At 46.3% G+C, this 25,195-nt stretch carries 19 protein-coding genes and 1 pseudogene; 8 read left to right on the top strand and 12 right to left on the bottom strand.

Annotated features, from left to right (window positions below; genetic code table 11):
* From QUA43_RS10960 to QUA43_RS10950, 3 genes and pseudogenes are all read right to left on the bottom strand, one after another.
* Positions 1-259 (bottom strand): annotated as a pseudogene (locus tag QUA43_RS10960) (hypothetical protein); the annotation flags it as partial.
* Positions 260-472: 213 nt separating this feature from the next.
* On the bottom strand, positions 473-1,333 hold the full coding sequence (locus tag QUA43_RS10955) for an FAD-binding domain-containing protein (RefSeq protein ID WP_333373796.1): 861 nt from the start codon (positions 1,331-1,333) through the stop codon (positions 473-475).
* Between the two features lie 116 nt (positions 1,334-1,449).
* The gene (locus tag QUA43_RS10950; RefSeq protein WP_333373795.1) at positions 1,450-1,644 is read right to left on the bottom strand and encodes a hypothetical protein; all 195 of its coding nucleotides are present in this window, start codon (positions 1,642-1,644) and stop codon (positions 1,450-1,452) included.
* 11 nt (positions 1,645-1,655) lie between these two features.
* On the opposite strand from QUA43_RS10950, the gene ribD reads away from it, so the two are divergent.
* Positions 1,656-2,831: a bifunctional diaminohydroxyphosphoribosylaminopyrimidine deaminase/5-amino-6-(5-phosphoribosylamino)uracil reductase RibD gene (ribD, locus tag QUA43_RS10945; RefSeq protein WP_333373793.1), complete on the top strand. Its 1,176-nt coding sequence runs from the start codon at positions 1,656-1,658 to the stop codon at positions 2,829-2,831.
* A 52-nt stretch (positions 2,832-2,883) separates the two neighbouring features.
* Positions 2,884-3,495 (top strand): hypothetical protein, encoded by a 612-nt coding sequence (locus QUA43_RS10940; RefSeq protein WP_333373792.1) that lies wholly within the window; start codon positions 2,884-2,886, stop codon positions 3,493-3,495.
* 184 nt (positions 3,496-3,679) lie between these two features.
* Here QUA43_RS10940 and QUA43_RS10935 read toward each other — a convergent pair whose 3' ends face one another.
* Positions 3,680-4,594 carry a PPC domain-containing protein gene (locus QUA43_RS10935; protein WP_333373789.1) on the bottom strand — a complete coding sequence of 305 codons (915 nt, stop codon included), beginning with the start codon at positions 4,592-4,594 and terminating at the stop codon, positions 3,680-3,682.
* A gap of 93 nt (positions 4,595-4,687) precedes the next feature.
* Here QUA43_RS10935 and QUA43_RS10930 point away from each other — a divergent pair, with 93 nt between their 5' ends.
* A complete protein-coding gene (locus QUA43_RS10930; RefSeq protein WP_333373787.1) occupies positions 4,688-6,391 on the top strand; it encodes an NAD(P)/FAD-dependent oxidoreductase in 1,704 nt (567 codons plus the stop codon).
* Positions 6,392-6,538: 147 nt separating this feature from the next.
* Here QUA43_RS10930 and QUA43_RS10925 read toward each other — a convergent pair whose 3' ends face one another.
* Positions 6,539-7,762, bottom strand: coding sequence for an RNA-guided endonuclease TnpB family protein (locus QUA43_RS10925; RefSeq protein ID WP_333373784.1), 1,224 nt, complete (start codon positions 7,760-7,762; stop codon positions 6,539-6,541).
* 629 nt (positions 7,763-8,391) lie between these two features.
* Between QUA43_RS10925 and QUA43_RS10920 the strand changes: the two genes are divergently transcribed.
* A complete protein-coding gene (locus QUA43_RS10920) occupies positions 8,392-10,101 on the top strand; it encodes an ABC transporter ATP-binding protein/permease (RefSeq protein WP_333373782.1) in 1,710 nt (569 codons plus the stop codon).
* 105 nt (positions 10,102-10,206) lie between these two features.
* On the opposite strand, the gene QUA43_RS10915 is transcribed toward QUA43_RS10920, so the two are convergent.
* Complete coding sequence (locus QUA43_RS10915; protein WP_333373779.1) at positions 10,207-10,392, bottom strand: hypothetical protein; 186 nt, start codon at positions 10,390-10,392, stop codon at positions 10,207-10,209.
* A gap of 236 nt (positions 10,393-10,628) precedes the next feature.
* Between QUA43_RS10915 and QUA43_RS10910 the strand changes: the two genes are divergently transcribed.
* Together QUA43_RS10910 and QUA43_RS10905 are read left to right on the top strand one after the other, a co-directional pair.
* A complete protein-coding gene (locus QUA43_RS10910; protein WP_333373776.1) occupies positions 10,629-11,111 on the top strand; it encodes an FxLYD domain-containing protein in 483 nt (160 codons plus the stop codon).
* A gap of 305 nt (positions 11,112-11,416) precedes the next feature.
* Positions 11,417-13,144 (top strand): ABC transporter ATP-binding protein, encoded by a 1,728-nt coding sequence (locus QUA43_RS10905; protein WP_333373773.1) that lies wholly within the window; start codon positions 11,417-11,419, stop codon positions 13,142-13,144.
* Between the two features lie 287 nt (positions 13,145-13,431).
* Here QUA43_RS10905 and QUA43_RS10900 read toward each other — a convergent pair whose 3' ends face one another.
* Positions 13,432-17,928, bottom strand: coding sequence for a WD40 domain-containing protein (locus QUA43_RS10900; protein ID WP_333373770.1), 4,497 nt, complete (start codon positions 17,926-17,928; stop codon positions 13,432-13,434).
* 380 nt (positions 17,929-18,308) lie between these two features.
* Between QUA43_RS10900 and QUA43_RS10895 the strand changes: the two genes are divergently transcribed.
* Positions 18,309-18,665 (top strand): hypothetical protein, encoded by a 357-nt coding sequence (locus QUA43_RS10895; protein WP_333083356.1) that lies wholly within the window; start codon positions 18,309-18,311, stop codon positions 18,663-18,665.
* A gap of 52 nt (positions 18,666-18,717) precedes the next feature.
* Here the strand turns inward: QUA43_RS10895 and QUA43_RS10890 are convergent, their stop codons facing one another.
* The 3 genes from QUA43_RS10890 to QUA43_RS10880 form a co-directional block, all read right to left on the bottom strand.
* Complete coding sequence (locus QUA43_RS10890) at positions 18,718-19,686, bottom strand: YegS/Rv2252/BmrU family lipid kinase (protein ID WP_333373767.1); 969 nt, start codon at positions 19,684-19,686, stop codon at positions 18,718-18,720.
* Positions 19,687-20,074: 388 nt separating this feature from the next.
* On the bottom strand, positions 20,075-20,851 hold the full coding sequence (locus QUA43_RS10885) for a DUF3891 family protein (protein WP_333373765.1): 777 nt from the start codon (positions 20,849-20,851) through the stop codon (positions 20,075-20,077).
* 96 nt (positions 20,852-20,947) lie between these two features.
* Positions 20,948-22,549, bottom strand: a complete 1,602-nt coding sequence (locus QUA43_RS10880) for a metallophosphoesterase (RefSeq protein WP_333373763.1) — start codon at positions 22,547-22,549, stop codon at positions 20,948-20,950.
* Positions 22,550-23,031: 482 nt separating this feature from the next.
* Between QUA43_RS10880 and QUA43_RS10875 the strand changes: the two genes are divergently transcribed.
* Positions 23,032-24,225 (top strand): DNA cytosine methyltransferase, encoded by a 1,194-nt coding sequence (locus QUA43_RS10875; RefSeq protein WP_333373761.1) that lies wholly within the window; start codon positions 23,032-23,034, stop codon positions 24,223-24,225.
* Here the strand turns inward: QUA43_RS10875 and QUA43_RS10870 are convergent.
* Positions 24,188-24,919 carry a restriction endonuclease gene (locus QUA43_RS10870; protein WP_333373759.1) on the bottom strand — a complete coding sequence of 244 codons (732 nt, stop codon included), beginning with the start codon at positions 24,917-24,919 and terminating at the stop codon, positions 24,188-24,190. The two genes, QUA43_RS10875 and QUA43_RS10870, sit on opposite strands and share 38 nt — an antisense overlap.
* The gene (locus QUA43_RS10865) at positions 24,916-25,164 is read right to left on the bottom strand and encodes a helix-turn-helix domain-containing protein (RefSeq protein WP_333373807.1); all 249 of its coding nucleotides are present in this window, start codon (positions 25,162-25,164) and stop codon (positions 24,916-24,918) included. Before QUA43_RS10865 ends, QUA43_RS10870 begins: the two co-directional genes overlap by 4 nt.
* Between the last annotated feature and the right edge of the window lie 31 nt (positions 25,165-25,195).

Here is a 25,195-nt window from a genome sequence, read left to right as displayed (position 1 = left end):
GTGCAATCGTTTGGGAGTTTTGTGTTTCCGAATCTATCTTCCTTTCCTTCTGCTTGAATATCTGCGGAATGTGGGGAATAACTACCGGCAACTCCAGCAAACATTCGTAAATAAACACCATTCGTTTGAGACTCAACTGCCATTCATCAATCAGCGCATCATCCCAAACCCAGATTGCCGGGGCCTCTGGGTGCGCTTGAAAAGCCGGGCCTTCAGGACTCAAACAGTCGCCGTGCAGCCAAATAATCGGATTGTTCATAAATTAGTAATTGTTGACTGTTGACTGTTGACTGTTAACTGTTGACTGTTGACTGTTGACTGTTGAATGTTGAATGTTGACTGTTGACTGTTGAATGTTGAATGTTGACTGTTGACTGTTGACTGTTGACTGTTGACTGTTGATAACTAATAACTAATAACTAATAACTAACAACTAATAACTAATAACTAATGACTAATGACTACTGACTTTTTAATTTCTGCGACCTTTTTTAGGGCGGTTCCAACTTTTAGAACCGCCGCTACGATCGACCTTTTCTCCATGAGGAAACAACTGCCCTTCCAAATATTCGTAAGTTCCCTCAAAATCGCATTGCCCGTACATAGGACAATCGCGACAATAAACCGCCTTAGTGTAACGTTCCAAATTTTCCCGATTAAAAAAATAAGGTTTGTGACTAAAAGTGCTTGCTACCCACTGCCAAGAAAGATTATTGCTCGCCGGATCTCCATCTAGCAAATGTTGCAAAAACCAGCGAGCTCCGGCTTGCCAACGCACGCGGCGCCAATGTACAAGATAAGCGGCAGTCCACATCCGCTGGTGATTGTGCAAATAACCAGTTTCTCGCAACTCGCGGCTGAAACTGTCGATGCAAACCAAACCAGTCGTGCCCTCGATGACATCCTGCGGCAGAGTTTCGCTGTAATCTTTAGCAGTGTAACCAGTTTTGTAGGCTTCCCGGTCTTCCCAAATCCCCTTGCCCAATTCGGCGTAGAGTCGCTGCCAATAATCCCGCCAACCCAACTCGTTGACGAGTTTCACAGCATCTTCTGGATGCCGCACCTTCTCCAGCACGGCATCCCGGACTTCGGCAAGACTCAAAACGCCGTAGCGCAAATAGGGCGACAAGCGCGTTACCGCACCGTTGAGGAAATTGCGGGTTGAGGCGTACTTGCCGGGGTCAATTTGTTGCAGGGCTGTCTCGGCTGCTTTGCGCCCGCCTAGGATCGGGGGTACGCTGCTGTCCCGGGCGGCGGCTTCGGGGAACTGTTGGCGCACGTAGGCTATTAATTCGTCGCGGCTGGCAAATTCCCGCTCCATGTCCTGACTCATTGTTTTTTCTCAAGCGCCTGCTATTGTTTCTTAATGTTAAAGCTATTCGATCGAGCGTGCGGGTCGATCGCCCTACATTGCCCTTCACTCCTGGTAACTCACATCTTGCACCATTGTCAGCAACAGGCAAGATGCCTGTTCCACAAAAGATAAATTTTCTTGTGGAACAGGCATCTTGCCTGTTCATAAAAGGCTAATTGAGAATGGTGCAATATCTCAGTGGTAACGTACAGTTTGCCCCAGCCGCAATCGATTGTCGGATCGCCGCCAAAATTAGCATCAAACTCAGTACACTCAGGGATAGATATCATACCAAAATCTCATGGAAACTTTTCCGGCGCACGCTAAAGCGATCGCCAGCTTAGCTAACGGACAGCAGCAAGGTACAAAACAACTGGAAAACAGCGAAGTTCAAGAGTTCGATCGAGCCATGATGCGCCGCTGCATAGAATTGGCTCGCCGTGCTCTGGGCAAAACCGCACCCAACCCCCTTGTCGGTTCTGTAATTGTCCGAGACGGCAAGATTGTCGGCGAAGGGTTTCATCCCGGTGCCGGTCAACCTCACGCCGAAGTTTTTGCGCTCCGGGAAGCGGGGGAACTCGCCGAAGGAGCGACTGTCTACGTGAACCTGGAACCCTGCAACCACTACGGCCGGACTCCTCCGTGTTCCGAAGCTTTAGTTAAGGCCAAGGTGGCAAAAGTAGTGGCTGGCATGGTCGATCCGAATCCTTTGGTAGCGGGCACTGGGCTAGCCCGGTTGCGAGAGGCTGGCATTGAAGTGGTGGCGGGAGTGGAAGGGGAAGCTTGCCAGAAACTCAACGAGGCTTTTGTGCACCGGATTTTGCACCGCCGGCCTTTTGGAATTTTGAAATATGCAATGACTTTGGACGGTAAAATTGCTACCAGTAGCGGCCACAGCGCTTGGGTGACAGGCGAGGAGGCTCGGAGCGAGGTACACCGGGTGCGCGTCGGCTGCGATGCTGTGATTGTTGGGGGAAATACGGTGCGTCTGGACAATCCCCTACTGACGAGTCACCAGCCTGACAGGAATAATCCTCTGCGGGTGGTGATGAGTCGCACTTTGGATTTGCCGAAGTCGGCTTGGTTGTGGGAAACCTCTGTGGCGGCTACTTTGGTGCTGACTGAGCCTGGGGTTAACCCGGAATTTCAGGAATTTTTGATCGCCAAAGGGGTGGAAGTTGTGGAATTGTCGCCGCTGACACCGACTAATGTGATGGCTTATTTGTACGATCGATCTTTTCTTTCTGTACTCTGGGAGTGCGGCGGCACTTTGGCGGCGAGGGCAATTGCTGAGGGTGCAGTTCAAAAAATTATGGCTTTTATTGCTCCTAAAATTGTCGGTGGTCAAGGATCTCCAACTCCTGTAGGAGATTTGGGGTTTTCCGCAATGACTGATGCTTTGACTTTAGAGCGGGTTTCTTGGCGCACAGTGGGTGCAGATTGTGTGGTAGAAGGCTATTTAAAAATTAAAGATTGAAAGTTAAAAGCGAGTCTTTTGAGTTTTTGATTTTTAACTTTTAACTCCTTTTATGGTTGAAATTCTGATTTGGAGTTTGATGCTTGGCAGTCTCGGCTTGGAGGCTGCGCTTGTGGGTCTTTTGGTGAGCCGCGAGCAATTGGTTGCGGGGCAAAAATACGACGAGGAGGAGGAAGTTTTGACTCGGTACGAATCTCAAGAGGATAATTTTAATGCGCCTGAAAATGCGCGCTCGAATGGCAATCCCCAATCTGATCCCAATTCTGTTGATTTGACGGTTTGGGAGTACAAGATTGTGCGGGCTAGCAACGATTTGTTCCGCAATCCTGCGATTTTTCAGAAGCTATGCCGGGAAGAGGCGGAAGTTGGCTGGATTTTGCTCGAAAAGCTCGACGACAGGCGGGTACGGTTCAAACGTCCGATCGCGCTGCGGGACGCCCCGATGCCTAATTTACCAATGTTTGACCCTTACCGCACTCATTACGGCCCGCTCTCGAATACGATGACTTGGGCTGCGGCGATCGTGTTTCTGAGTGCGATCGTCCTTCCTGCTGTTTTGGGCTATGCTTTGGTGTCTACTACTCTAACCAGAAGTCGTTCTAATTGGCCTCCGACACCCGTTCAATCTTTGCCTTCTCCCAGCGGGCCAGCAACTAATAAGTGAAACCTGGGCAAATTGTCGCTCGCCCTTTTGGCAGCCTGTTTTATAGCAAGTCTAAATCATTTGTGAACCAGATGTTTTTTTACGAACCGCGAAGGCGCAAAGACCGCGAAGGAAGAGAGGAGAACTGAGGAGAAGTCGGGGTTTGTTTGACTGATTTAGGCTTGCTATGTACGTTAATTTGATTTTAAAATTGGGGCGGTATTTCTGAGGGAGCAGATAGCAATCTCAAGTCATAATTTGTATCGCCTTGAAATTGAGAAACGCGGACAAAATAAGTCCCCACAGGTAAAGGCCCATTGCTGACAATTGTTTCTGAAGCCGTGCCTAAATTGTTAGACGAAGCAATAATATCGTCTAATCCAACTGCGCCGTTGCCGTTGAGATCTTGAATTAATTCAACATCAACATCTGCACTCAAACCGTCAACAGTTACACTGAAAAGGCTGGGAGTATTGAGGATAAAACTGTAAATGTCGGCTGGTTCAGCATTTCCCACAAAATCGCTCGCAGTTTGAATTTCTGTGAGAATGCCCAGGCTTTTTGCTGCGTTCAAATTGTCGGCGGGATCGGGGAGAGTGCTCAACAATCCTTCTTGTTGACCGAATTGAATGTAATGGTCGATCGCACTTTTAACTGCGCCGCTATTGACTGCTGCTGCTACCAGCGGATATTTTTCTAGATAAAAGCTGGGATCGAAGAAAATGCTGGCTTTGCGGTTTTCTAATTGACCGGCTTTGAAGTAGTGTTCAAATGGGGTAAATTGATTTGTTTGGACTGCTGTCTGAACGTCGGGGTTGCTTGTTAGATAAAAATTAACATCGAAGAATGGGTTTGGGTTGCGTAGTTCAAATTGACCGAATCTGATAAAGTGATCTGCTGCTGAAAAGCCATTGAGTTTGGCTGATACCGCTACATCTGTATTGGTGTCTAAATAATAGCTGGCGTCGAACAGGGCATTCGGGTCGCGATTTTCAAATTTGCCAATTTTTCGGTAGTGATCGAAGGGACTCGATACCGTGCCTCTGGCAACTGCTACGGCGACATCAGGGTTGTTTTCGAGATAAAATTTGCTGTCGAACAGTGTTCTGAGGGTTAGCATTATTAAAAAAATCTCTCTGGACTTTAGTCTGGAAATTGCACGATCGAGAATCCAGTTTACATCAAAGTTTTGTTTTGTGAGGAGGTCTTAATTATGGCTAAATCTGCACTGATGGCAATGCTGCGCCGCGCTGCGAGTATTGCCCAGAAATCAAGGGAAACAGGCATTCCGGCTGATGAACTGCTGGGGATGCTGAGCGATCGCACTCCCAATTCTCCCATATCTCGGCGCCGCTTGCTGCACGGGGGCTTAGCTGCTGCGGGGGCTGTTGCTGCTGGGACTTTTACTAGGGAGGGAGGGGGAGCTTTTGCTCAACAGGGCGGACGATCGCCGATTTTGGTTGTGGGTGCGGGAATTGCGGGTTTGACGGCGGCTTATCGCTTGCGCCAAGCGGGCGTCCGTGCCGATATAATCGAGGCAACGAACCGCGTGGGGGGGCGGATACGCACGGTTCCCAAGGTGGCTGGAACGCTAATTCCGGCTGATGTGGGGGGAGAATTTATTGACACCGGCCACACTAATTTAATCTCGCTGGCGACGGAATTGGGTTTGCGGGCGATCGACTTAGCCCAAGTGCAGAGTGGATTGGTGAAGGATACTTTTTTCTTTGAAGGGCGACGATTTCCTCTTGAGCAAATAATCGCGGATTTTGCGCCGCTAGCGACTAAAATCAATGGAGATTTGGGCGCTATCGGAGATAACATTAGCTATCTCGATTTTACGGAAGCAGCAGAAAGATTGGACAATCTTTCGATCGCTGAATATTTAGACCAAGCTGATACTAGCACGCTACTGCGACAATTGTTGCGGGTTGCTTATACGGTATTCTACGGTCGAGATTCCGAGGAACAGTCGGCGTTAAATCTGCTGTTTTTAATCGGTTCTGAAGCTGGCAGTTTTGAATTGTACGGCAACAGCGATGAGCGCTATCAAATTGACGGCGGCAACAGTCAAATTATCAACAGTTTAGCAAGTCAATTGTCTGGTTCGATCGAGGCGGGGACGGTTTTGGAAGCGATTACTCTTTTGCCGGATGGTCGCTATCGGGTAAATTTGCGATCGGGACTAAGCGCGTTCGATCGCACTTACGAGCGAGTTTTGTTAACTTTGCCGTTTAGCACTCTGCGAGACGTTAAAATTAATGTACCTTTGCCCCAACCAAAGCGCAGGGCGATCGAGCAATTGGGTTACGGTACTAATTCTAAATTAGTTACCGGCTACCGCAGCCGAATTTGGCGGGAACCTTATCGATCGACTGCTTCTGTTTATAGCGATTTAGAATTCCAGAATACCTCGGAAGCTACGCCTTTCGCCCCTACTCCTAACGGTTTAGTTACTAATTTTACAGGAGGAAAGCAGGGTTTGTCGATCGGTGCCGGAACTCCAGAAGACCAAGCACAAAGATTTTTGAACCAATTTGAAAGAGTTTTTCCCGGAGTGAGAAATTTGCGATCGGGCAAAGCTGTGCGAGCTTATTGGCAGGGAGAACGCTTTTCTAAAGGTTCTTATTCCTGCTATTTAGTCGGACAGTGGACGCAAATGTACGGCGTTGAAGGCGAACGAGTTGGCAATTTATATTTTGCCGGGGAACACACTTCGCTGGAAGCTCAAGGTTACATGGAAGGCGGTTGCGAAACTGGACAAAGGGCGGCTGTTGAAATTTTGCAAGATTTAGGTTTAATAGCTGCTGCTGATGCTGTGAATACTCGAACTGCGAGCAGTTTGAACAATCGCCGTCCCAGCCGGAAAATTCCCGGAGCGCGGAATCTTAGGAATAGAAAGCCGAGTATTAGATAATCTCGTAAGGTGTACATCTAATTCTTGTTTGCTGTTGCTCCTAGCCCGTGCATCTAATTCTTGTGGGGTGGGCTTCTAGCCCGCCCAAAAATACAATTTAGATGCCCAACAGCTTAAAGCCATTTTACTGATTGTGAACTACCCACACTAAATCGAAACGATTATAGTGTCGGCTTCTAACATCACGGAGGAATGCCTCAGAACAGACTTGCGTCCAATCTTTGGTCTTACTTCCCCTCCGTTAGCAAAAACGGCTGTTCCATCCGTCTGTAGTCTCCTGATGCCTTCCGCTCTAATGTTTATTGCAGCATTACCATCACGGTCATGACGAGTACCGCAATTAGGACAAGTCCACTTCCTAATATCAAGCGGTAGCTTATCAATCTGGTAATAGCAATTAGAGCAGAGCTTGGAGCTGGGGAACCAACGGTCAATTTCAACCAACTTACCACCTTTTTTCTCTAGCTTGTAAGCTAGGAAATTGACAAATATTCCCCATCCCGCATCAGATATGGCTTTAGCTAAATTGTGATTGCATACCATGCCTTTGACATTAAGATTCTCTACTACGACAACTTGGTTTTCATTGACGAGCTTTCTCGAAAGCTTATGTAGAAAATCCTGACGGGATTTAGTTACCCGTTCGTACACTTTAGCTACAGTCTTTTTGGCGTTGTTCCTTGAATTACTTCCTTTCTGTTTTTTAGCTAGCTTTTGTTGCTTGCGTTTGAGGTTTTTCTCGTGTTTGGCTAGATGCTTGGGGCGATCATACTTGGAGACTTTGCAGCCATTGCTCGTAATAGCAAAGTGAGTCAATCCCAAGTCAATTCCAATTACTTTGCCTGCCGTTGAAACAGTTGGATTGTCGCCTTCACTCTCCGTCAATATTGAGGCAAAGTATTTCCCAGAAGGATCTAAGCTAACCGTTACGGTTTTGATTGTTCCTTCTATGTTCCTGTGCAACTTGGCTTTAACTTTGCCGACCTTGCCCGGAAACTGAACAAACCCATCAAGTACCTTGACATTTTGAGGATACTGAATCGATTGCTTATCATGCTTTGACTTGTAGCGCGGGAACCTAGCACGACCTGCAAAAAAGTTTTTATAGGCAGTTGTGAGGTTGAGCGTTGTTGCTTGCAAAACTTGGCTATAGCATTCAGACAACCAAAGTGTTTCTTCGGCTTTCTTGAGTTTGGGTAAAAAGGCATTGAGTGCTGACTGACCAAGGCTTTTACCCGTTTCTTTGTAAGTCTCAATTGACTTGTTTAGAGCATAGTTCCACCACCATCTGGCACAGCCAAAGTGCTGAGACAGTAGGGCTTGTTGCTCTAATGTTGGATCAAGTCGAACCTTGATGGCAGTATGCAGCATCTCATTACCTCCTTACTGTATTATACACATTCCAGTAAAACAGCGACATCGATAAAGATTTGGAGATTTCCGTACCTACAATCTCCCTGCCTTTCATCCCACCGCTAAACTGGGTACAGTTATAGCGGGGGACAACAGGAGCGAGGAGTTAAATCGGAACTTACCCCCTGCGGGGGTAGTTATGGGGGCTGTATTCTTTTTCCCGTCTCGGTTTTAGCGACTTGACTGCCGACAAACCGTAGTCATGTATTTAAGATTTTCTCAATATTTAGGGCGAGAGTATTGTTCTCTGATGAATTTAAGCAAAAACCCAGCCACATAAGGGTTGTAAGAGATTGTAGTTATGTAAAAGACTTGGAGGCTCCGGGCAAGTCTCACCTCGCAATGGTTTCAGACGGAACTTACCCCGTGTGCGGGGTAAGTTCCGTTAACTCAGTAAAATTACTGATGTTTAAGATGTGTCATCTACCTTAAGATAGAAATCCTGAAGTGATCCGAGCATCATTAGGGAAGTACCACGGGAGCATCACCCATATCAGGTGTCGCTGATGGACATGAACGATGAGAATTGCCCCATCCGCTACAGGTAGTTTCCACCAAAGCACAATTTTTTTTAACCAGAAGAAAATATGAATCAATTGAAGCAGTCGGTAAAGCAGTTTTGGTCGATCGCAAACCCCTACTTCTTTTCCAGAGAAAAATGGGGAGCTAGGGGGTTGTTCGCCCTCGTAATGTTATTAATGCTAGGTTTCAATGCTGTGGGCATAGTCCAGAGCTATATTATGCGGGACTTGATGAATGCAGTCACGGGAAAGAATGTTTCAGACTTCTATAAGATGTGGCTGATGCTATTGGGTCTGTTTGCCATATTCACGCCCATTATGGTTTTCTTCTTCTATTCGCAAAATGTACTGCAACTCTACTGGCGAAAGTGGCTAACGAATCACTTACTGAAGAAATATTTTAGCAATCAAGGTTTCTACAAAATTAAGTTCAATGATAAGGTTGATAATCCCGATCAGCGTTTAGCTGAAGACGTTAATTTGTTTGTTAAGCAAAATATTGATATTTGGGGATTATTATTCAACCAAGTTGTCACAATAATTTCTTTTCTCGGCGTTCTCTTTACAATTGACAAGGCACTGACTTTAGTTGTATTGATACTGGCTGCTTTTAGAACTGTTTTCACTATCTTTATAGGTAAGAGATTAAGTAGATTAAAGTTCAATCAGTTACAACGAGAAGCAAATTTTCGCTATAGTTTGGTTCATCTTCGAGACCATAGTGAATCCATTGCATTTTACCGAGGTGAAGAGCGTGAGTTTAGTGGAGTATCACAGCGATTTAATGAAGTATTGAATAATTTTAATAACCTGATTGTCTTGCAGCGTAACCTGGGTTTCTTTACCCTAGGAACCGGGATGATATTTACAAATTTACCTATAGTTTTTTTAGCTCCTCGATACTTTGCGGGTGAGATAGATTTTGGGCAGATAACGCAAGCTTCTGGAGCGTTTGTGTCTATTTTAAGTGCCCTGGGGTTTATTGCCGAGAATTTTGATATGCTAACTAACTTTACCACTCAGATTAATCGTTTAGGAACATTTGATCAGGTTCTGTCCGAGCAAATGGCAGCACCTCGAGCCGGCATGGCAACGATTGATGTTGTGGAACAGCACTATCTAGCCCTCGAACGGGTTACCTTAGAGACGCCTAACTATGAGCGAATCTTAGTTAGAGATTTATCTTTCAAGGTGGGGCACGGTGAAAGCGTCTTGATTGTTGGACCTTCTGGCGCTGGCAAGAGTTCGTTAATGCGAGCGATCGCAGGATTGTGGAATGCGGGTACGGGTTGCATTGTCCGTCCTAAACCGGAGGAAACGCTGTTTTTGCCCCAACGGCCTTATATGCTGCTAGGGGACTTACGCAGCCAATTGCTATATCCCAACACCAGCGGTCAAGTTACTGATGAACAACTGCACGAAATACTCGCACAAGTCAATCTTTCCCATTTGCCAGAACGGGTAGGTGGATTTGATGTGGAATTGGAATGGGCTGATGTTTTGTCACTAGGAGAACAACAACGGTTAGCATTTGCACGCCTACTGCTGACTAAACCTCGCTACTCTATTTTGGATGAATCAACGAGTGCATTGGATGTGGCTAACGAGAGACGGCTCTATCAGTTGCTCAAAGAAACAGGAACTGCTTTTATCAGTGTCGGTCATCGTCCGACTTTGGTACAGTATCACGAGCAGGTCTTAAGGCTAGTTGGTAATACCAATTGGCATCTGATATCGGCTAAAGATTACAGCCCCGATCTCGCGGAGTTTACTTGAAAAATGCAATTGCCGAACTGCAAGTAATGGTCTTTACCGTACCCGCCTCAAAATTCCAGGCCTGCGATCGGGTAGAACAGAGTAACTTTTGACCGTACCCGTCCATCACTTCCCTTTTAGGAGTTTTTCAAAAGCGTCGCGTGTTGCCATAGCATTGACATCACTTGAAAGCAGTTGATGAAGACTCCAACGCACAGTATACTGATAGCGATCGCCCTGTTTGAAAAGATGTAGTGGAGAAAGCAGTTCTAGTTCTGCGTAAATTTCTTTAGCATCGCCATTGTTATACACTTCAATACTCCGGACAGTTTTTGGAACGATACTACAAGCTTACGCGGGGCAAGGAGGATCGTAAAAAAGTCGAATTAAATGTAAGTCAGGGGTGGAGCTGACATTGATTTAATTATCCACAGGGGCTGCGAAGTCCTACATAATAAGCCATTGGGTCATATAAAAACTGTCCGGACTATTGCTAAATTTTAGCTGCATTATATTGTACAATTTATTTCAGAAAAAGCCGAAAAAACATGATTTGTTTACCTTTAACAGTAGCTTTATCAAGTTTGCTAATCTCGCCGATATCAGCTCGCCCTTTGCTGGCAGACTCTACAAATACAATTGCTCAAAATTCACCAGTTGACGAGCCGTTTTGCTACATGAAAACCCCCGACGGCAAAACAGTAGACTTAGGAAAATTGTGCGAAAAACAGCCAGCTTCGGGAACTTCTCAAACTTGCATTCCCGGTTCCAACATGGCTGCGAAAGTGTCAATTACGGCGACCAATTATGACGGCAACTTTTTCATCGGTCAAGTGCTTAATCAAGGCTGCAAAATAATCAAGAATGTCAAAGTCAATTATGAAGTGTTGGACGAGTCAGGCAATTTAATTGACAACGGATTTATCTACGCTGAACCAGTTACTCTTGCACCCGGACAGTCAGCCGCCTTTCGGGGCGAAGTTGTGGCGGGGGCTAAGGTACTAGCGACTCATGCCGACGGTCAGGAATGATTTTAGATTTTAGATTTTAGATCTAAGATTGAAGAATTGGACAATTAACCCACGGATTAATCCGGGGGCTTTGTATCCCGGATGCTTTTGGTGAAGAATGATTGTTGAGATTTGTCCGATCGCTGTTATCATATTCTGGCTCAGATATCTCTATGACTTACGCAGAGATCCCCCTAAATCCCCCTTCAAAAGGGGGACTTTGAATAATAATCTTGTCCCCCCTTATTAAGGGGGGTTAGGGGGTATCGAAGTTTGAATATTCTTGCAGAGATTCCCAAAAACAGAATTTGCGAGGGCAAAATATCTTGAAAACTCGATCGACATACTGGCAAATCTTACCCTACCTCCGTCCCCAAAAACAAACCATCGGTAAAGCATTAGCTTGTACCGTAGTATTTACCATATTTTGGCCAATTATAGCGTGGCTGGTTGGCGAAACAGCAAAATTTATAGGTAAAGGAGATTTACAAGGGTTCGCTCAAATTGCTGCACTCAGCGCCATTATATTTCTAATTCGCGGTACAGCCCAGTACGGTCAAGATACGCTGATGGCAAAAGCAGCTTTGACTATTGCTTTAGAAATCCGCAAAAAAGTCTACTCCCACCTGCAAAAACTCAATCTCGGCTACTTTGAAACTGCCAAAACCGGAGACTTATCCTACCGCCTCACCGAAGATATTGACCGCATTGGCGAAGTCGTAAATAAATTTTTTCATCAGTTTATTCCTTGTGTTTTGCAGCTAATTGCCGTCCTGGGATATATGATTTATCTCAACTGGCAATTAACTCTAGGTGCATTAATTATTGCACCGCTGATGGCTATTTTAATTGGCTGGTTTGGTGAAAGACTGCTAAGTTACTCGCGGCAAAGTCAAAATCGCATCTCTGATTTATCCGCTTTGCTGACAGAAGTATTCAGTGGCATTCGTTTAATCAAAGCATTTGTGGCTGAAGACTACGAAATTGCGCGCTTTGCAGAAGAAGCAGAACAAAACCGCCGCGCTAAGTATTTGTCAGAAAGAATAAAAGCACTTCAGTTCGTTGTAGTTGGCTTTCTGGAAGCGATGAGCGTGATTTTGCTCTTTTTCCTGGGAGGTTGGCAAATTTCTCAAGGAAATCTCACAGGTACTCAATTTATAAGTTATATCGCAGGGGTGGCACTTTTAATTGACCCCATTGCTATCACAACTGCTAATTACGGGGATTTTAAGCAGGGAGAAGCTTCTAGCGATCGCATTTTTGAACTATTAGCAATTCAACCCGCTGTAGTCGAAAAATCGGGTGCAATTGAACTGCCCCACGTTACCGGAAAAGTCGAATACCGCAATATTAATTTTGCCTATAACTCAGAGACACCGATTTTACAAAACATGAGTTTGTTGGTGCTTCCCGGAGAAATGATTGCCCTCGTGGGCGCATCCGGTGCGGGTAAAACTACTTTAGTAAACTTGTTACCCAGATTTTACGATCCGCAAGCGGGACAGATTTTAATTGACGGTATTGATATTCAAGATGTCACCTTAAATACTCTGCGGAGGCAAATCGGAATTGTACCGCAAGAAACGATTTTATTTTCCGGTACAATTGCTCAAAATATCGCTTTCGGTCAATCTTATTATGAACTGAAAGATGTGCAAAAAGCTGCGGAGATTGCTAACGCTCATCAATTTATTAGTGAGTTTCCTGACGGTTATCAAACTTGGGTGGGAGAAAGGGGTGTAAACTTATCTGGTGGACAGAAACAAAGAATTGCGATCGCCCGTGCAGTTTTGCTCGATCCCAGAATATTGATTTTGGATGAAGCTACATCGGCGCTGGATTCGGAATCCGAAGGTTTAGTGCAAGAAGCGCTGGAAAGATTGATGCGCGATCGCACTGTGTTTATTATCGCTCACCGCTTGGCCACTGTGCGGAGAGCCGATCGTATTTTAGTTTTGGAAAAAGGCAGAATTGTGGAATCTGGGACGCACGAGGAGTTGCTGGAAAAGGGATCTCGCTATGCTGGCTACTACGCTCAACAGTTTAGTCAGTAGGCTACGTTAGAAACCGGGTTTTTAGCCGTTTCTGCTGGCCTCAACGAAGTATTCTCGTAAAAAACCCGGTTTCTGACCACCCGTGCGTAAGTTCTGTTCGGGATAACTCTAGTAACGGAGGACACGGCAATGCCGTTTCCCTACCCCAAAATCATCGATTTTCCTCGATGAGAAATGTAACCCTCGCCCGATTAATTGTAGGGCCACGGCACTGCCGTGTCCTAATTATGGGTAATATCAATGTTGTAATCCGTATTGCTGACTGCATAGTTTCTCCTTTGCGACGATCAATTTTCAACAGCCCCTAAAGCTTTAAGCGTGGCTTTTACAGCTTCCGTTAAACCCGTAACACCCTTGATATTCATGTGTTCATAAGGTCGGTCACTTTTGAGTATTTTGAGGCACTCACCGGTCTCAATCTCCCAAATCATAATTGTGCCATCGCGACTGCAAGTAGCAACCAATTTACCATCATAATTTAAGGCAAATGAGTTAATTCTACTGGTATGACATTGCAATATTTTTAGACATTCACCTGTACGAATATTCCATAATCTTACCGTTTGATCGACACTTCCACTAGCAACTAACTCACCCGAATAACTAAAGGCCACTGAACGTATCCAATCAGTATGCCCGTGAAAAATCTTGAGGCATTCACCGCTGTTGATATCCCATAGTCTTACTGTTTGATCGACACTTCCACTGGCAAGTATTTCACCGTTAGGGCTAAAGGCGATCGCGCGTGCCCAACCCGTATGCCCCTGCAACATTTGGAGGCATTCACCAGTATGGATATCCCACAGCCTCACCGTTCCGTCATAACCTGTACTGGCAAATATCTCGGCCAAAGGACTGAAGGCAACCGAGTATAATGAACTGTTATTCCCTTGCCAGGTTTTGAGGTATTCACCACTGCGGATATCCCACAGCCTCACCGTTTGGTTATAACTACTACCACTGGCAAGTATTTCACCCGAAGAACTAAAGGCGATCGACCGTACTTTTTTTCCACTCTCTGGCAAAATATTGAGGCATTCACCACTGCGGATATCCCACAGCCTCACCGTTTGGTCATAACTTCCGCTAGCAAGTATTTCACCGTTTGGATGGAAGGCAACTAAATGTACCCGATCGAGATGACCCTGCAAGATTTGGAGGCATTCACCAGTGTTAACATCCCACAGCCTGACTGTTTGTTCGTCATCGCCGCTGGCAAGAATTTCACCGTTTGGACTAAAGGCTACGGACCTTACTTGATTGCTATGCCCTTGCAGCGTATTCAAGCATTCACCGCTGTCGATGGCCCACAGCCTCAGCGTTTGGTCGTAACTACCGCTAACAAGTATTTCACCAGCAGGATGGAAAGCCACTGACTCTACTGTATTGCTATGCCCTTGCAAAGTATTCAAGCATTCACCAGTGCGGATATCCCACAGTTTCGCTGTTTGATCGTAACTTCCACTTGCGAGTATTTCGCCCGAAGGACTGAAGGCTACTGACCGTACTTGATCGAAATGTCCCTCCAAAGTTTTGAGACATTCAGCGCTACCGATATTCCACAGCCTCACTGTTTTGTCGGCGCTTCCACTAGCAAGTATTTCACCAGCAGAATCGAAAGCAACTGAAAACACGTTTTTAGTATGACCTTGCAAAGTTTTGAGACCTTCACCAGTACCGATATTCCATAGCCTCACAGTTCTGTCGCCGCTGCCACTGGCAAGTATTTTACCAGCAGGATGGAAAGCAACTGACAATACAACTTTAGTATGGTCTTGCAAAATTTTGAGGCATTCACCCGTGCGGATATCCCATAACCTTATCGTGCGATCGAAACTCCCACTAGCAAGTATATTTCCATCAGGATTGAAGGTAACAGACATTACTGATTCCGTATGTCCCTGCAACACTTTTAAACATTCACCAGTATTGATATCCCATAACTTGATTGTTTTGTCATAACTCCCGCTAGCAAGTATCTCGCCGTCTGGACTGAAGGCGACAGACTCCACGGCGTTGGTATGTCCTTTACAGGTCAATATTTCTATTCCGCTGCTAGCTTCACACAAGCGAACTACGCCATCACTATCACCTGTAGCTAACAGTTTGCCATCTGGACTAAATATTACCGATCGAACGCTGCCGAAGATGTTAGTAAAAGCAGAATTCGCCAAATTCGCTTCAGCCAAATTGACGTGGCGCAGCGTCGCATTTGTGAAATCAGCACCTAAAATAACTGCACGAGAAAGGTCTTTTGCTTCTAACGCAGTTCGATCGATTTTCACCAACAGCGTCGCCGCATTCCCTCCCACATAACCTACCTCACTTTCAGTTTTTCCCCGCGTTGCTTCCAGAATTTCCAATAATTCCTCCGTAGCAGCCCCTACATCGAGGCAGGGCCGGCACGAGGGTACAGCCCCTAGCATTGGTAACAACAAATCCATCACTGCTTTTGTCACCGGTGCGTGTCCGAAACTCTGACGGAGTTGTCCTAAATCTTCCGCCGCAAATCCTTTCAAAGGCGCAATAAGCTCACCATTATTTCTCTTCTGGGCCTGAATCTGACAATAATTAGACCAGGTGTACGATTGAGGCGCTGCATCAGGATTGACACAAGACTGTTCAGGGGCGACTAATTCGGTAAAATCTGCGGCCAAAACTCCCAATTCCGCTGCAAATTTATAAGCGACAAAAAACTCTAATAACGAACGGTGGGCTGGAGTATAATCCCCATCTGCATTGCGGATTAGCATTGTCTGACCCATCATGTCATAGTGCCAGTGGTCTAAGTCTTTTTCCTCTTGCACGACGGAACCAAACAGGCCGCGAATGCGATCGGGAAAACCGCGATAATTCAGACTCATTTGGTTGGTTGACAGCATTTCCCAAGACAATTCGCACAAAAAGTAAAGCTTATCTGCTAGGGAAGTAAAAGTGCGTTCGGCTGTGATATCTCTCTCTATCTTCCGCCGCACCGCATACAGATAGATCCGCGACATATCCACTGGTTTTCCAGCTTCAATATCGGGCAATGCTTCCAAAATTAACTCGGTCATCACCGGGCGGCGCGCTAAATCCAATAACTGCGGGTTTCCCATCACTTTTTCGACAGTAGCCGCTTCTGTTTGAAATGACAGCGTTTGCCGAATTTGCTCGTCGTTAAATTTCTCTAATTCTAATACTTCAAATTGGGGAAGTTCGCCTGTTAAAATGGTTGTTGACGCTTGCAGTTCTGCATTGAACAATGCCCGTCCTTCCTTGCCTTCAGGAAAGTGTTCGGTACGGCAAGTGAGAATGACTTTTGCGCCGGGAACGACGGCTTTTGCTAGTTCCCAGAAGTTGTTGATGGTTTCTTGCCGATCGCACTTAGCGGCCATTTCATCAAAACCATCGAAAATCAGCAGAAATTTGCCCATGCGATTGAGTTGTTCAAAGGCAGAATAACCCGCCAAAGGTATCTCGTGCTTCCGAAAGAAAAACTCGGAAAATAGCGACTCGACGCTAACTGCTTTGGCGTAATCTCGCAAAGGAATTACTAACGGCAAACGCGGACGTTCTAAGCCGCGCTTTTGAGCATCTCGGTAGCGTTGCAGTGCCATCCAAGCATAGTGCATCGCAAACCAAGTTTTCCCCGTTCCAAATTCTCCTAAAACTGAAATATGTTCTTTTACGGGGTCATTCAACCACAGGTCAATATAACCTTCGATCCAGCCATCTCGCCCGTCATAATGACTCACGCCTATCTTGCGGTGAGTATCGGGGTCAATTTCTTCTTTCGTACAAGCTAGCGGCACATATTTGGTATCAATTTCTCGGCTAGTAATTTCTGTTTCTAGCCAATCCAGATAAGCGGTAAAATCGGCATCTTGGTCGAGTAATTCATCAAACGTATAGCAAGCTAAATTACGATTTTCGTCTTTCTCTACCTCATCCCGCGCGGCGCGACTGATGCGGCGGGCGGTGACTAACCAGCCTTCATCGGTGCGCTGTTTTTCTACCGACTCGCGCAGGGCTGAGATATCCCTGAGTCCGGCTTCTCCGGCTATTCCGCGCACTAAAATGCGATCGTACCGATTGCGTCTGACGGGGACATTGATAATCCATTCAAAATAGTTATCCTCCGAGATTTGATGTGGCTCAAACTTATAACTTAAGGTTTCAAACCACCCGCGAACTTGTTGTGATAAAATAAAAACTTGAGACTTTTGAATATTAGTTGATGCTGCGGCGGGAAGTGCCGGATAATCTTCGGCTTCTAAGCGCGCAAATTCGGTGCGAATTCCTTCGATAGTGGGGAGGCGTTCGATGCGATCCATTACCATAGATAGCCGTTTTTGCAAAGAGGCGATCGCATTTCCCACCATCACATCTCCCAGCGTCCGCGTCCGCTTTGCTACTTCCATAAACACGGCGGCAAATGCCATGAATTCTCGTCGGGGGTCAATGCCTAAATCTCGGATTTCTTTGCCTAAAGCACTCTCATTCAGATATTCATCGCCTGCTTGAATTAAAATGGCTGGGCTATCGGACTCGAAAGCTTTGCGAAATGCTGATTCAATCTCTTTTTGGCGAAATAGTTCTAAAATCTGTTTGGGTTTTCCAGCGCCGTATTCTACTAAAGTATAAACATAAACTCCGCTAAAATCGGCTGGCGGTGCATCGGGGTCGAGGTTGAATCTTTTTAATAATTTGATAACTGTTTCGTTGCGCTGAAACTTGTCTTTGATGGTGCAGAAGGGAATTGTCGTCAGGAGACTGATAACTAAGTCGAGACTAATTAGCATGATTTAGGCTTTCCTGTTTTTCCGTGGAAGTAATGCTCAAATCTAGAATCGGTAGGCTGTGTCCCTGAAATGCGCTGCGGGCGATCGCAAACTGCTCTATTTTTATTATGGTAACAGGATTTACGCGCTCCGACCAAAGAAACCGGGTTTTTACCGAATCTGCTGGTCGGAGCGCGTATTTTCGTAAAAAACCCGGTTTCTGACCCACCGTTGGTAAGTTATATCCAGTTAATTAACTTAGCACTTTTTAGAAAAATTGACAACTATAAAACACAGAAAATACCGACACATATTGTAGTACAAATAGCTATGATATTAGTTGTCATCTCAGAGTTTGTAAAGTTAAAATATAGATAACTAACAAATAAAAGTTGCTATCTATGAAAATACAATCTTCTGTCTTAGTCCACCTAGGATTTGGCAAATATGTACGCTCCGATCGAGTAACTGCAGTAATACCAATTGAAGAAGAACGGGGGCCAGGTCGGCGCACTTTCGTGCACGTAGACGGCGAAGCAGACCCCATCGTTGCTTCGCGCGCCGAAGATACAATTATTCGCGATTTGGTGCAGGAACCGCGCGAAATAACTCAAGCTCGGCAGCAACAAGAAATCCTCCAAGATTTGCTGGCGGATTTGAGCAATGTTAACGTCACCGTGCGCCGGATCAGCCGCGATGAAGGCGGACTCGATCTCGAACGTTTGGAGCGCCGCATTCGCCAAATTTTAGACGCCTAAAAAAGAAAGACCGCCCGGGCGGTCTTTCTTTTTGTTTGTATCGCTAAAAATTTTAAGTTACGGGTTTCAAGGTAACTTCGATGTCTGCTAAACCGGTGAGTTTTTCCACCACTGGTTCTTCTTCAACTCGCGGTACAAAAATAGTTAAACCTCCCGGAACGCACTCAAGAGAAACCGGAGTCATGCCGATAATTTCCCCGTCTAAAACCACTTTTTGAGGCGGATCGGTAGTAATTTTTATTTTTTTTGCCCGCAAATAACCGATGTCGTCCCGATCCGTAGCATTTCCGCTCAAAGCTGTTTGCAATAGGTGATAAGAAGCTGCGATCGCCCCAGCTTTATTCTGAGGCGCCACCAGTGTCACGTCCAGCAAGCCGTCATCAAAAACAATCCCCGCCGGGCCTTGAGCTAAAATGGAAGTAGGCGGCGCTGCATTCGCTACTGTCACAGCCACAGCAGTAAGGGTGATAATTTTATCTTCGGTTTCGATTTCGGCTTCAAATCTTTCTAAATTGTTTAACTGTTGAATTCCTGACAGAATGTACGCCAGCATTCCCCAGCGATTCTTCATTTCGCGATCGGCTAGTTCGACAGTTTCCGCCTCAAAACCCACTCCAGCTAACAAAACCATCGGCATTTTACCGTTGCAAATTGCCGCATCCACCACCCGCGTCAACCCTCCCAAAATAGTGGCGCAGGCGGCTTCAATTGTATTTGGAAGGTCTAAAGCATTCGCAAAAGCATTAGCAGTTCCCCGCGAAATAATTCCTAAAGGAATATTTGTGCTGACAATCGCCCCAGCAACTGCTGATAATGTGCCGTCGCCCCCGGAAGCAATAATTGCCTCAACTCCCCTAGCAACTGCTTCGTGGGCGATTTGATCGGCGTCTAATTCTGGGGTTGTCAGCCGAATGTCTAAGTCAATAAAAGGCTCTAAAAGTTCCTGAATTCTAGCTAAGTCTTGGTCGGGGTCGCTGTTGCCGGCGACGGGATTGAAAATTAGGCAAGCTGAACGTTTCATAGTTGGTAATAGGTAATAGGTAATGGATAATGGCGGAACTCAAACCCTCGATTTTTTTCGTTTCTATCCAAGTTTCGATCGCCATCGCATCCCCCTTAACAAGACCCATTTTGGCTGTTCTTATCCCCCCCTTATTAAGGGGAGTTAAGGGGGATCAAGACTCAACTATAACGCTGATTGATATCATGTCCGATCGAGTGACCGCGATTAACAGGGCGGGTTTTTGAGATTGTCAATTATTGGCAGATATTTTTCGTGAACCCGCCCCTACCGTATTAGGGGTAATCGACCCGACATAATATGAGACATGGTTTTAACCTTAAGTTTACACAAATGCCATGCCCGCTAAACTCCGACAACAACCTTCACCTATTTTTCAAAGGTTTAGTTAAGACTTGACAAAAGTCCACTCTAAGACTTCGCGGCGAGCTTTATGCAAGGCTTCCTTGATTTCCTTGTTGCTGTCGAACTTGACTTTATCCAAAAGGCACGCTTCGACGTTCACAGTAAACTTATCTTCTTCAAAAGGCCAAGGAGTTACTGTCACGAGTTCGTTGCTGTGCTGTACAATATCGTAGCGCTTGCCGTCCGGGCCGACAGCAATTTCTAAAGCTCGTTCTCCGGCGGGTAACTCGCGACTGCAAAGAATTAATGATAGCCGATCGCACCACTGGAAAAAAGCATAAGCTGCCTTAGCATCTTCCTCGGAAACTTGCAACTCTTTGCGCCATTTTTTTTGATTTGCCAGTTGCTCGTCCAAAAACTCGTCGAGTTCCTTCGACTCTCCCCGCTTTCCTTCATTGAGATAGCTCATGTGCATAGAAATCAGCATGGCTACCCACCTACCGCGATATAGGGAATTCTCCGTCATGGCTTTAATTTTAGGCAGAGAAGTTTCCGTCTGCAAGGTAAAATCAAAGGGCGCGCCCGCTTCAGTCAAAATATTTTCTTCCCATTCTTTCTCCAAATCGTCGTGATGCGAAATAGCGGCTATGGTTTCGTAGAGGCGAAGCGGAGATTTCGAGCGCTTCCACTGTCCGCCAAGTTGGGCCGCGAGTAAAGCGTGGGCGCGGTGGTAAATAATTTCCCAGCCGGTGGCGGTTAAATTAGCAATCATGGAATTTTTGTCCTGAATTAAGTTAATACAAGTATTTTGTGCGAGCATTCGGCTCTCGATCCCCGTAGCCTTAAAAAAGCGGGAACCGGAATCGGTCAAAGTCCACCTTTTTAAGAAGGATGGAGACTTACAGAAAAACGAAAGTTAAATCACAAAAGGTTCGATCGAGATATCCTGCCATTTCCCCTCAAATCGTTCGACAACCAAAGGTCGGATGTGGAACTTGGGGGGACACCCATCGAGAACATCAATCCGCAAACACGAATAAGGACGACGTTTGTGGGAACCTTGACCGCTGCGGCCGACAAATAGCAAAGATTCCGCTACCCGCCGGCTGGCTGTTTTGGAACCAGACTGCCGCGCCCGCCGATAAGCTTCTGGACTCAATACTTCCTCCAACATCGGCCCTTCCGGGCGCTGGCGGCGGAGACTGTGACCGCTTCCCCCGCAGACAAGCCAATTAATCCCAGAGTCACCGTGTCCGGTATTCCCAGTCCGCAGGTATTCCAAACAGTGAGCGTGGCCAGTCAGCACCAAATCTACTAGCGGACGACCCCGCGCCACTTCCCCAACTGCATCGGCAACCCCGTCGAGCACCTCGCGCAATCGCCACCGAACCGCCAAAGTTTGAGCTTGATTCCACTTTGTCGCCTCGGTCACGTAGGGGGGATGGTGCAGGTAAATTACCCGCCCCCGCACATCGGAATCAGCCCAAGACGCAATCAGTCTTTTTTTCAGCCATTCGAGCTGTTCAACGTCCGTGGCGGCTGTTTTGTGGGACGACAGTTGTTTGTCAATATCCATCAACATTTCGTCAACTTGCTCTAATTTGGCGCCCAAGTCGTCTAGCTGTTCGGCTTCCTCGGGAATTTCGGGGTTGAGCCGATCGCACATTTCGATCATTGCCAATTTTTCTTGTTCCAACTTCTGGCGATCGAGTTCCAAATTCTGGCGGCGAATGTCGCCCTGTTTGGTTTTCGGGATCGGCAATGGTTCGTTGAAGGTGTTGGAGTCGAGGGCGAAGAAGTCGATGCCGCCGCTGCGGAAGGTGTAGTAGCGGTTGGGTAAGCGGGTAAAGCGTCCGGGTTGGTAGCGGATGCAGCGGCCTGTGCTGGTGCTGGCGGTGTAGTGGGCGTCTAGGTGGCGATCGAGTTCTCCCGGCATTTTGTGAGCTTTGAGGTAGTCGAGAAAGGCTTTGGCGTAGGTATTTCCGCGATCGGAACCGTGCCAGCCGACATCGAGATCCAACTTGGAACCCAACAGCCGCCGCAGCGGTAAAGCTGTCGCTGAGAGAAGGCCGTAGACTATCGGCAAGTCGTAATAGTCGTGGTTTCCCGGTACGGGCAAAAACGGAAAATTAAACACCATGCGATCGTAGGCAATCCGAGAGGGATGCTCGCCGCCGACTATAAATTCTCGGTAGGGGCGAATAAAGTTTTGCAAGTAATATTCGCTGGAACCTACGAGATAAACTACATCGCCCGTGTGGAGGACGAAACGGCAAGTTTCGCGCTCCGAGACCATCAGTTCGGCCACTTGCCGCTGGGGATTGTGGCCGCGGTGATTGCCCGTGCCGCTGTCGCCTACGACTAAAAACGAAAACTCTGGAGAGTCTGTGGTTGGAGATTCCAAAACCATCCGAGTTTGGTCGATTCCCCGATCGACGATCGACTGTTCTTGCCACCGCACCCGCTCTTTCATTTTGCGGATTTTGACTGTTATTTGCGGGTCGGAAACGAATTTCAATTCACCTCTTCTCCAAAATTGCTGAGTTCCTAGTTAATAGTGTAGCGATCGGGCGAGTTTTTACATCTCTCTAAAAGCTGAAAATCGAGGCGCTGGGACTCAGAAACCTGGTTTTTAGGAGAATACTGCCTGACAACTCACATCTTGTCGCATTCTCAATAAGCTTTTTAGGAACAGGCAAGATGCCTGTTCCACAATAAAATTCATCTCTTGTGGAACAGGCATCTTGCCTGTTCTTGAGAATGGTGCAACATCTCAGTTACAACTCACATCTTGTCGCATTCTCAATAAGCCTTTTAGGGGCGGGTTCTGGGGTTCACCCCACAATAAAATTCACTCTTTGTGGAACAGGTCGTCGGGCCTGTTAAGCGAGAATGGTGCAATATGTGAGACGATCGCACTTTCCGACTCCAAGGGCGATCGATCCCTACACCCTGCCCCAAGTGGGCAACATCAGATAGAACGCAGTAAAAAAATATAAAATGGAAGCAATACAACTGTCTTTATTCTCAAAAGAGGAAGAACCAATTCCTGCCAAAAAGCAGAAGAAAGCAAAATTAGGGCGTTACGAACGCATCCAACGCGAACTAGAAGCAAATGACTGCGATCCGTACAAGATATTCATTGATGTTGAATCTCAGTCACTGCCAAAATCAGACTATACATTTGTCGATCTTTTTTGCGGTGCTGGCGGCATGACCCAAGGTTTATTCCAAGCAGGTTTTCGACCAGTAGCAAGCGTTGAAATTAATCCCATCGCCTCGGCAACTCATACAAAAAACTTTCCCGATTGCCATCACTTGTGCGACGATATAAAAAACTTAAATCCCCAAAAGTGGCTCGCTGAAATTGGTTCGCCAGAAGTTCATGTTGTTGTAGGCGGGCCGCCGTGTCAAGGCTTCTCAGTTGCAGGAAAACGCGACCCCAACGACCCTCGAAATCGCTTATTTAGAGAGTTTGTCCGCGTAGTCTCTGAAATACGTCCTTGGTATGTTGTCATGGAAAATGTACCGGGAATATTGACTATACAAAAAGGATCTGTTAAGCCAGCCATTTGCGAGGCTTTTGAGGAAATTGGCTATCCCAATATGTCCGTTGCTGTTCTGGAATCAGCCGCCTATGGAGTCCCGCAAATCCGCCCGCGAGCTATTTTTATTGCCAATAGATTCGGGATGAAAAATCCCTATCCGAAGCCGCAATTGTTGCCCGAACAATACAAAGCGATTGAGTCAGCAATTGATGATTTACCCGAGTATACTCCCATACCCGAAATTAACCACGAATGGACTCGTCATTCTGTTGAGTACATGGAAAGACTTGCTAAAGTTCCACCAGGCGGTTCTTTGTATGAAAGCTACGCCGATGCTTTCAAGCGACAGTATCCGGGCAAACCGAGTATGACTGTTAAAGAAAATCACGGTGGCACTCATATTCACCCTTATCTCAACCGCGTTATTTCCGCTCGCGAAATGGCTAGATTGCAAAGTTTCCCGGATTCATTTATTTTTGAAGGTTCGATGAAAAAGGCTATGTGGCAAATTGGAAATGCCGTGCCGCCTCGCTTAGCAGAGTGTATCGGCTTTGCACTTATTCCATACTTGACTGATATTGCGCTTAACAAACCTAGCTTAGTTACTGTTAAACCTCCCGAACAGATTCAGCTAGTTTTTGATTGAGAGCATTTCGCCAAGTTTCAAAATCATACCAGCCGCATCCTGTGCAGCCTTCCTCAGCTTCAGCGCCGCGCTGATGTATGGAAGGCCAGTCTTCGCCTCTTTCATACCAAAACTTGATTCCGAAAGGTGTACCTCTTTTCCCTGTTTTGATGCAGCGTTCGCAACTTCGAGATTTTAGAAGATTGTGATTGCCTGAAGCATCTTTTTTGAGCAACTGAAACTTTGCCTTGATTTCAGATTCGCTCATAGATGCCAGGTGTGGTGGCTCATTATCTCCCCAACGCTCCATTGGGAATCTATGGTCAATTACTAACTCATGAGCTGCTCGTTTTCTCTGTTCGATTACATCTGTATAAAAGTAAACTTCGAGAATTCTTTTTACCAGAGAAGCGGGTATGTTAGCAGCAGAATTTGCTGATTTAATTTCTCCTGTCCACAAATCGCCCAAACGTGTTGCCTGACAAGTTTGACAGTATCTCTTTTCTGTTACAATAACCAGACCGGGGCGCTTCCTTGTTCCGCGCTGCAATCCCTGAATTCCACCACCTCCGGCATATTGAGCTGATGCTATCTGTTTGCCTTCGCACTCTCGACAATGCCATTGTTGGTCTGATAAAAGATTTAAAACTCTCAATTGGGTTGAGTCTTGTTTTAATTGAGCTTTAATTGTGCTTGCTAAATCTTGATTGCTCACTCTATATTTTCCGCTTCAATTTCTAGATTGTCCAGAAGATTGGAAACTGTCAAACCTAAGCCGCTAGCTAGACTTGCAATTGCCGTGATAGAGGGATTTCTGACTCCACGTTCGACTCCAGATATGTAGGTGCGGTCTAAATTAGCCCGCAATCCGAGTTCTTCTTGCGAAATTCCCAATGCTGTCCTGTGTTGCCTTACGAGATGACCTAAAGCACGCAAAATCTTCTGTTTCGATCGACTCATCTGCCAATTTTCAGTCTCTGCGGACGATCGG

The organism is Microcoleus sp. N9_B4 (assembly GCF_036701635.1).
GTDB lineage: Bacteria > Cyanobacteriota > Cyanobacteriia > Cyanobacteriales > Microcoleaceae > Microcoleus.
This window is presented reverse-complemented; position numbering and strand designations above follow the sequence as displayed.

Coding starts and splice junctions, on each gene's coding strand:
- QUA43_RS10955 (WP_333373796.1), bottom strand. CDS start 1,333: ATGAGTCAGGACATGGAGCGGGAATTTGCCAGCCGCGACGAATTAATA.
- QUA43_RS10950 (WP_333373795.1), bottom strand. CDS start 1,644: ATGATATCTATCCCTGAGTGTACTGAGTTTGATGCTAATTTTGGCGGC.
- ribD (WP_333373793.1), top strand. CDS start 1,656: ATGGAAACTTTTCCGGCGCACGCTAAAGCGATCGCCAGCTTAGCTAAC.
- QUA43_RS10940 (WP_333373792.1), top strand. CDS start 2,884: ATGGTTGAAATTCTGATTTGGAGTTTGATGCTTGGCAGTCTCGGCTTG.
- QUA43_RS10935 (WP_333373789.1), bottom strand. CDS start 4,594: ATGCTAACCCTCAGAACACTGTTCGACAGCAAATTTTATCTCGAAAAC.
- QUA43_RS10930 (WP_333373787.1), top strand. CDS start 4,688: ATGGCTAAATCTGCACTGATGGCAATGCTGCGCCGCGCTGCGAGTATT.
- QUA43_RS10925 (WP_333373784.1), bottom strand. CDS start 7,762: ATGCTGCATACTGCCATCAAGGTTCGACTTGATCCAACATTAGAGCAA.
- QUA43_RS10920 (WP_333373782.1), top strand. CDS start 8,392: ATGAATCAATTGAAGCAGTCGGTAAAGCAGTTTTGGTCGATCGCAAAC.
- QUA43_RS10910 (WP_333373776.1), top strand. CDS start 10,629: ATGATTTGTTTACCTTTAACAGTAGCTTTATCAAGTTTGCTAATCTCG.
- QUA43_RS10900 (WP_333373770.1), bottom strand. CDS start 17,928: ATGCTAATTAGTCTCGACTTAGTTATCAGTCTCCTGACGACAATTCCC.
- QUA43_RS10895 (WP_333083356.1), top strand. CDS start 18,309: ATGAAAATACAATCTTCTGTCTTAGTCCACCTAGGATTTGGCAAATAT.
- QUA43_RS10890 (WP_333373767.1), bottom strand. CDS start 19,686: ATGAAACGTTCAGCTTGCCTAATTTTCAATCCCGTCGCCGGCAACAGC.
- QUA43_RS10885 (WP_333373765.1), bottom strand. CDS start 20,851: ATGCTCGCACAAAATACTTGTATTAACTTAATTCAGGACAAAAATTCC.
- QUA43_RS10875 (WP_333373761.1), top strand. CDS start 23,032: ATGGAAGCAATACAACTGTCTTTATTCTCAAAAGAGGAAGAACCAATT.
- QUA43_RS10865 (WP_333373807.1), bottom strand. CDS start 25,164: ATGAGTCGATCGAAACAGAAGATTTTGCGTGCTTTAGGTCATCTCGTA.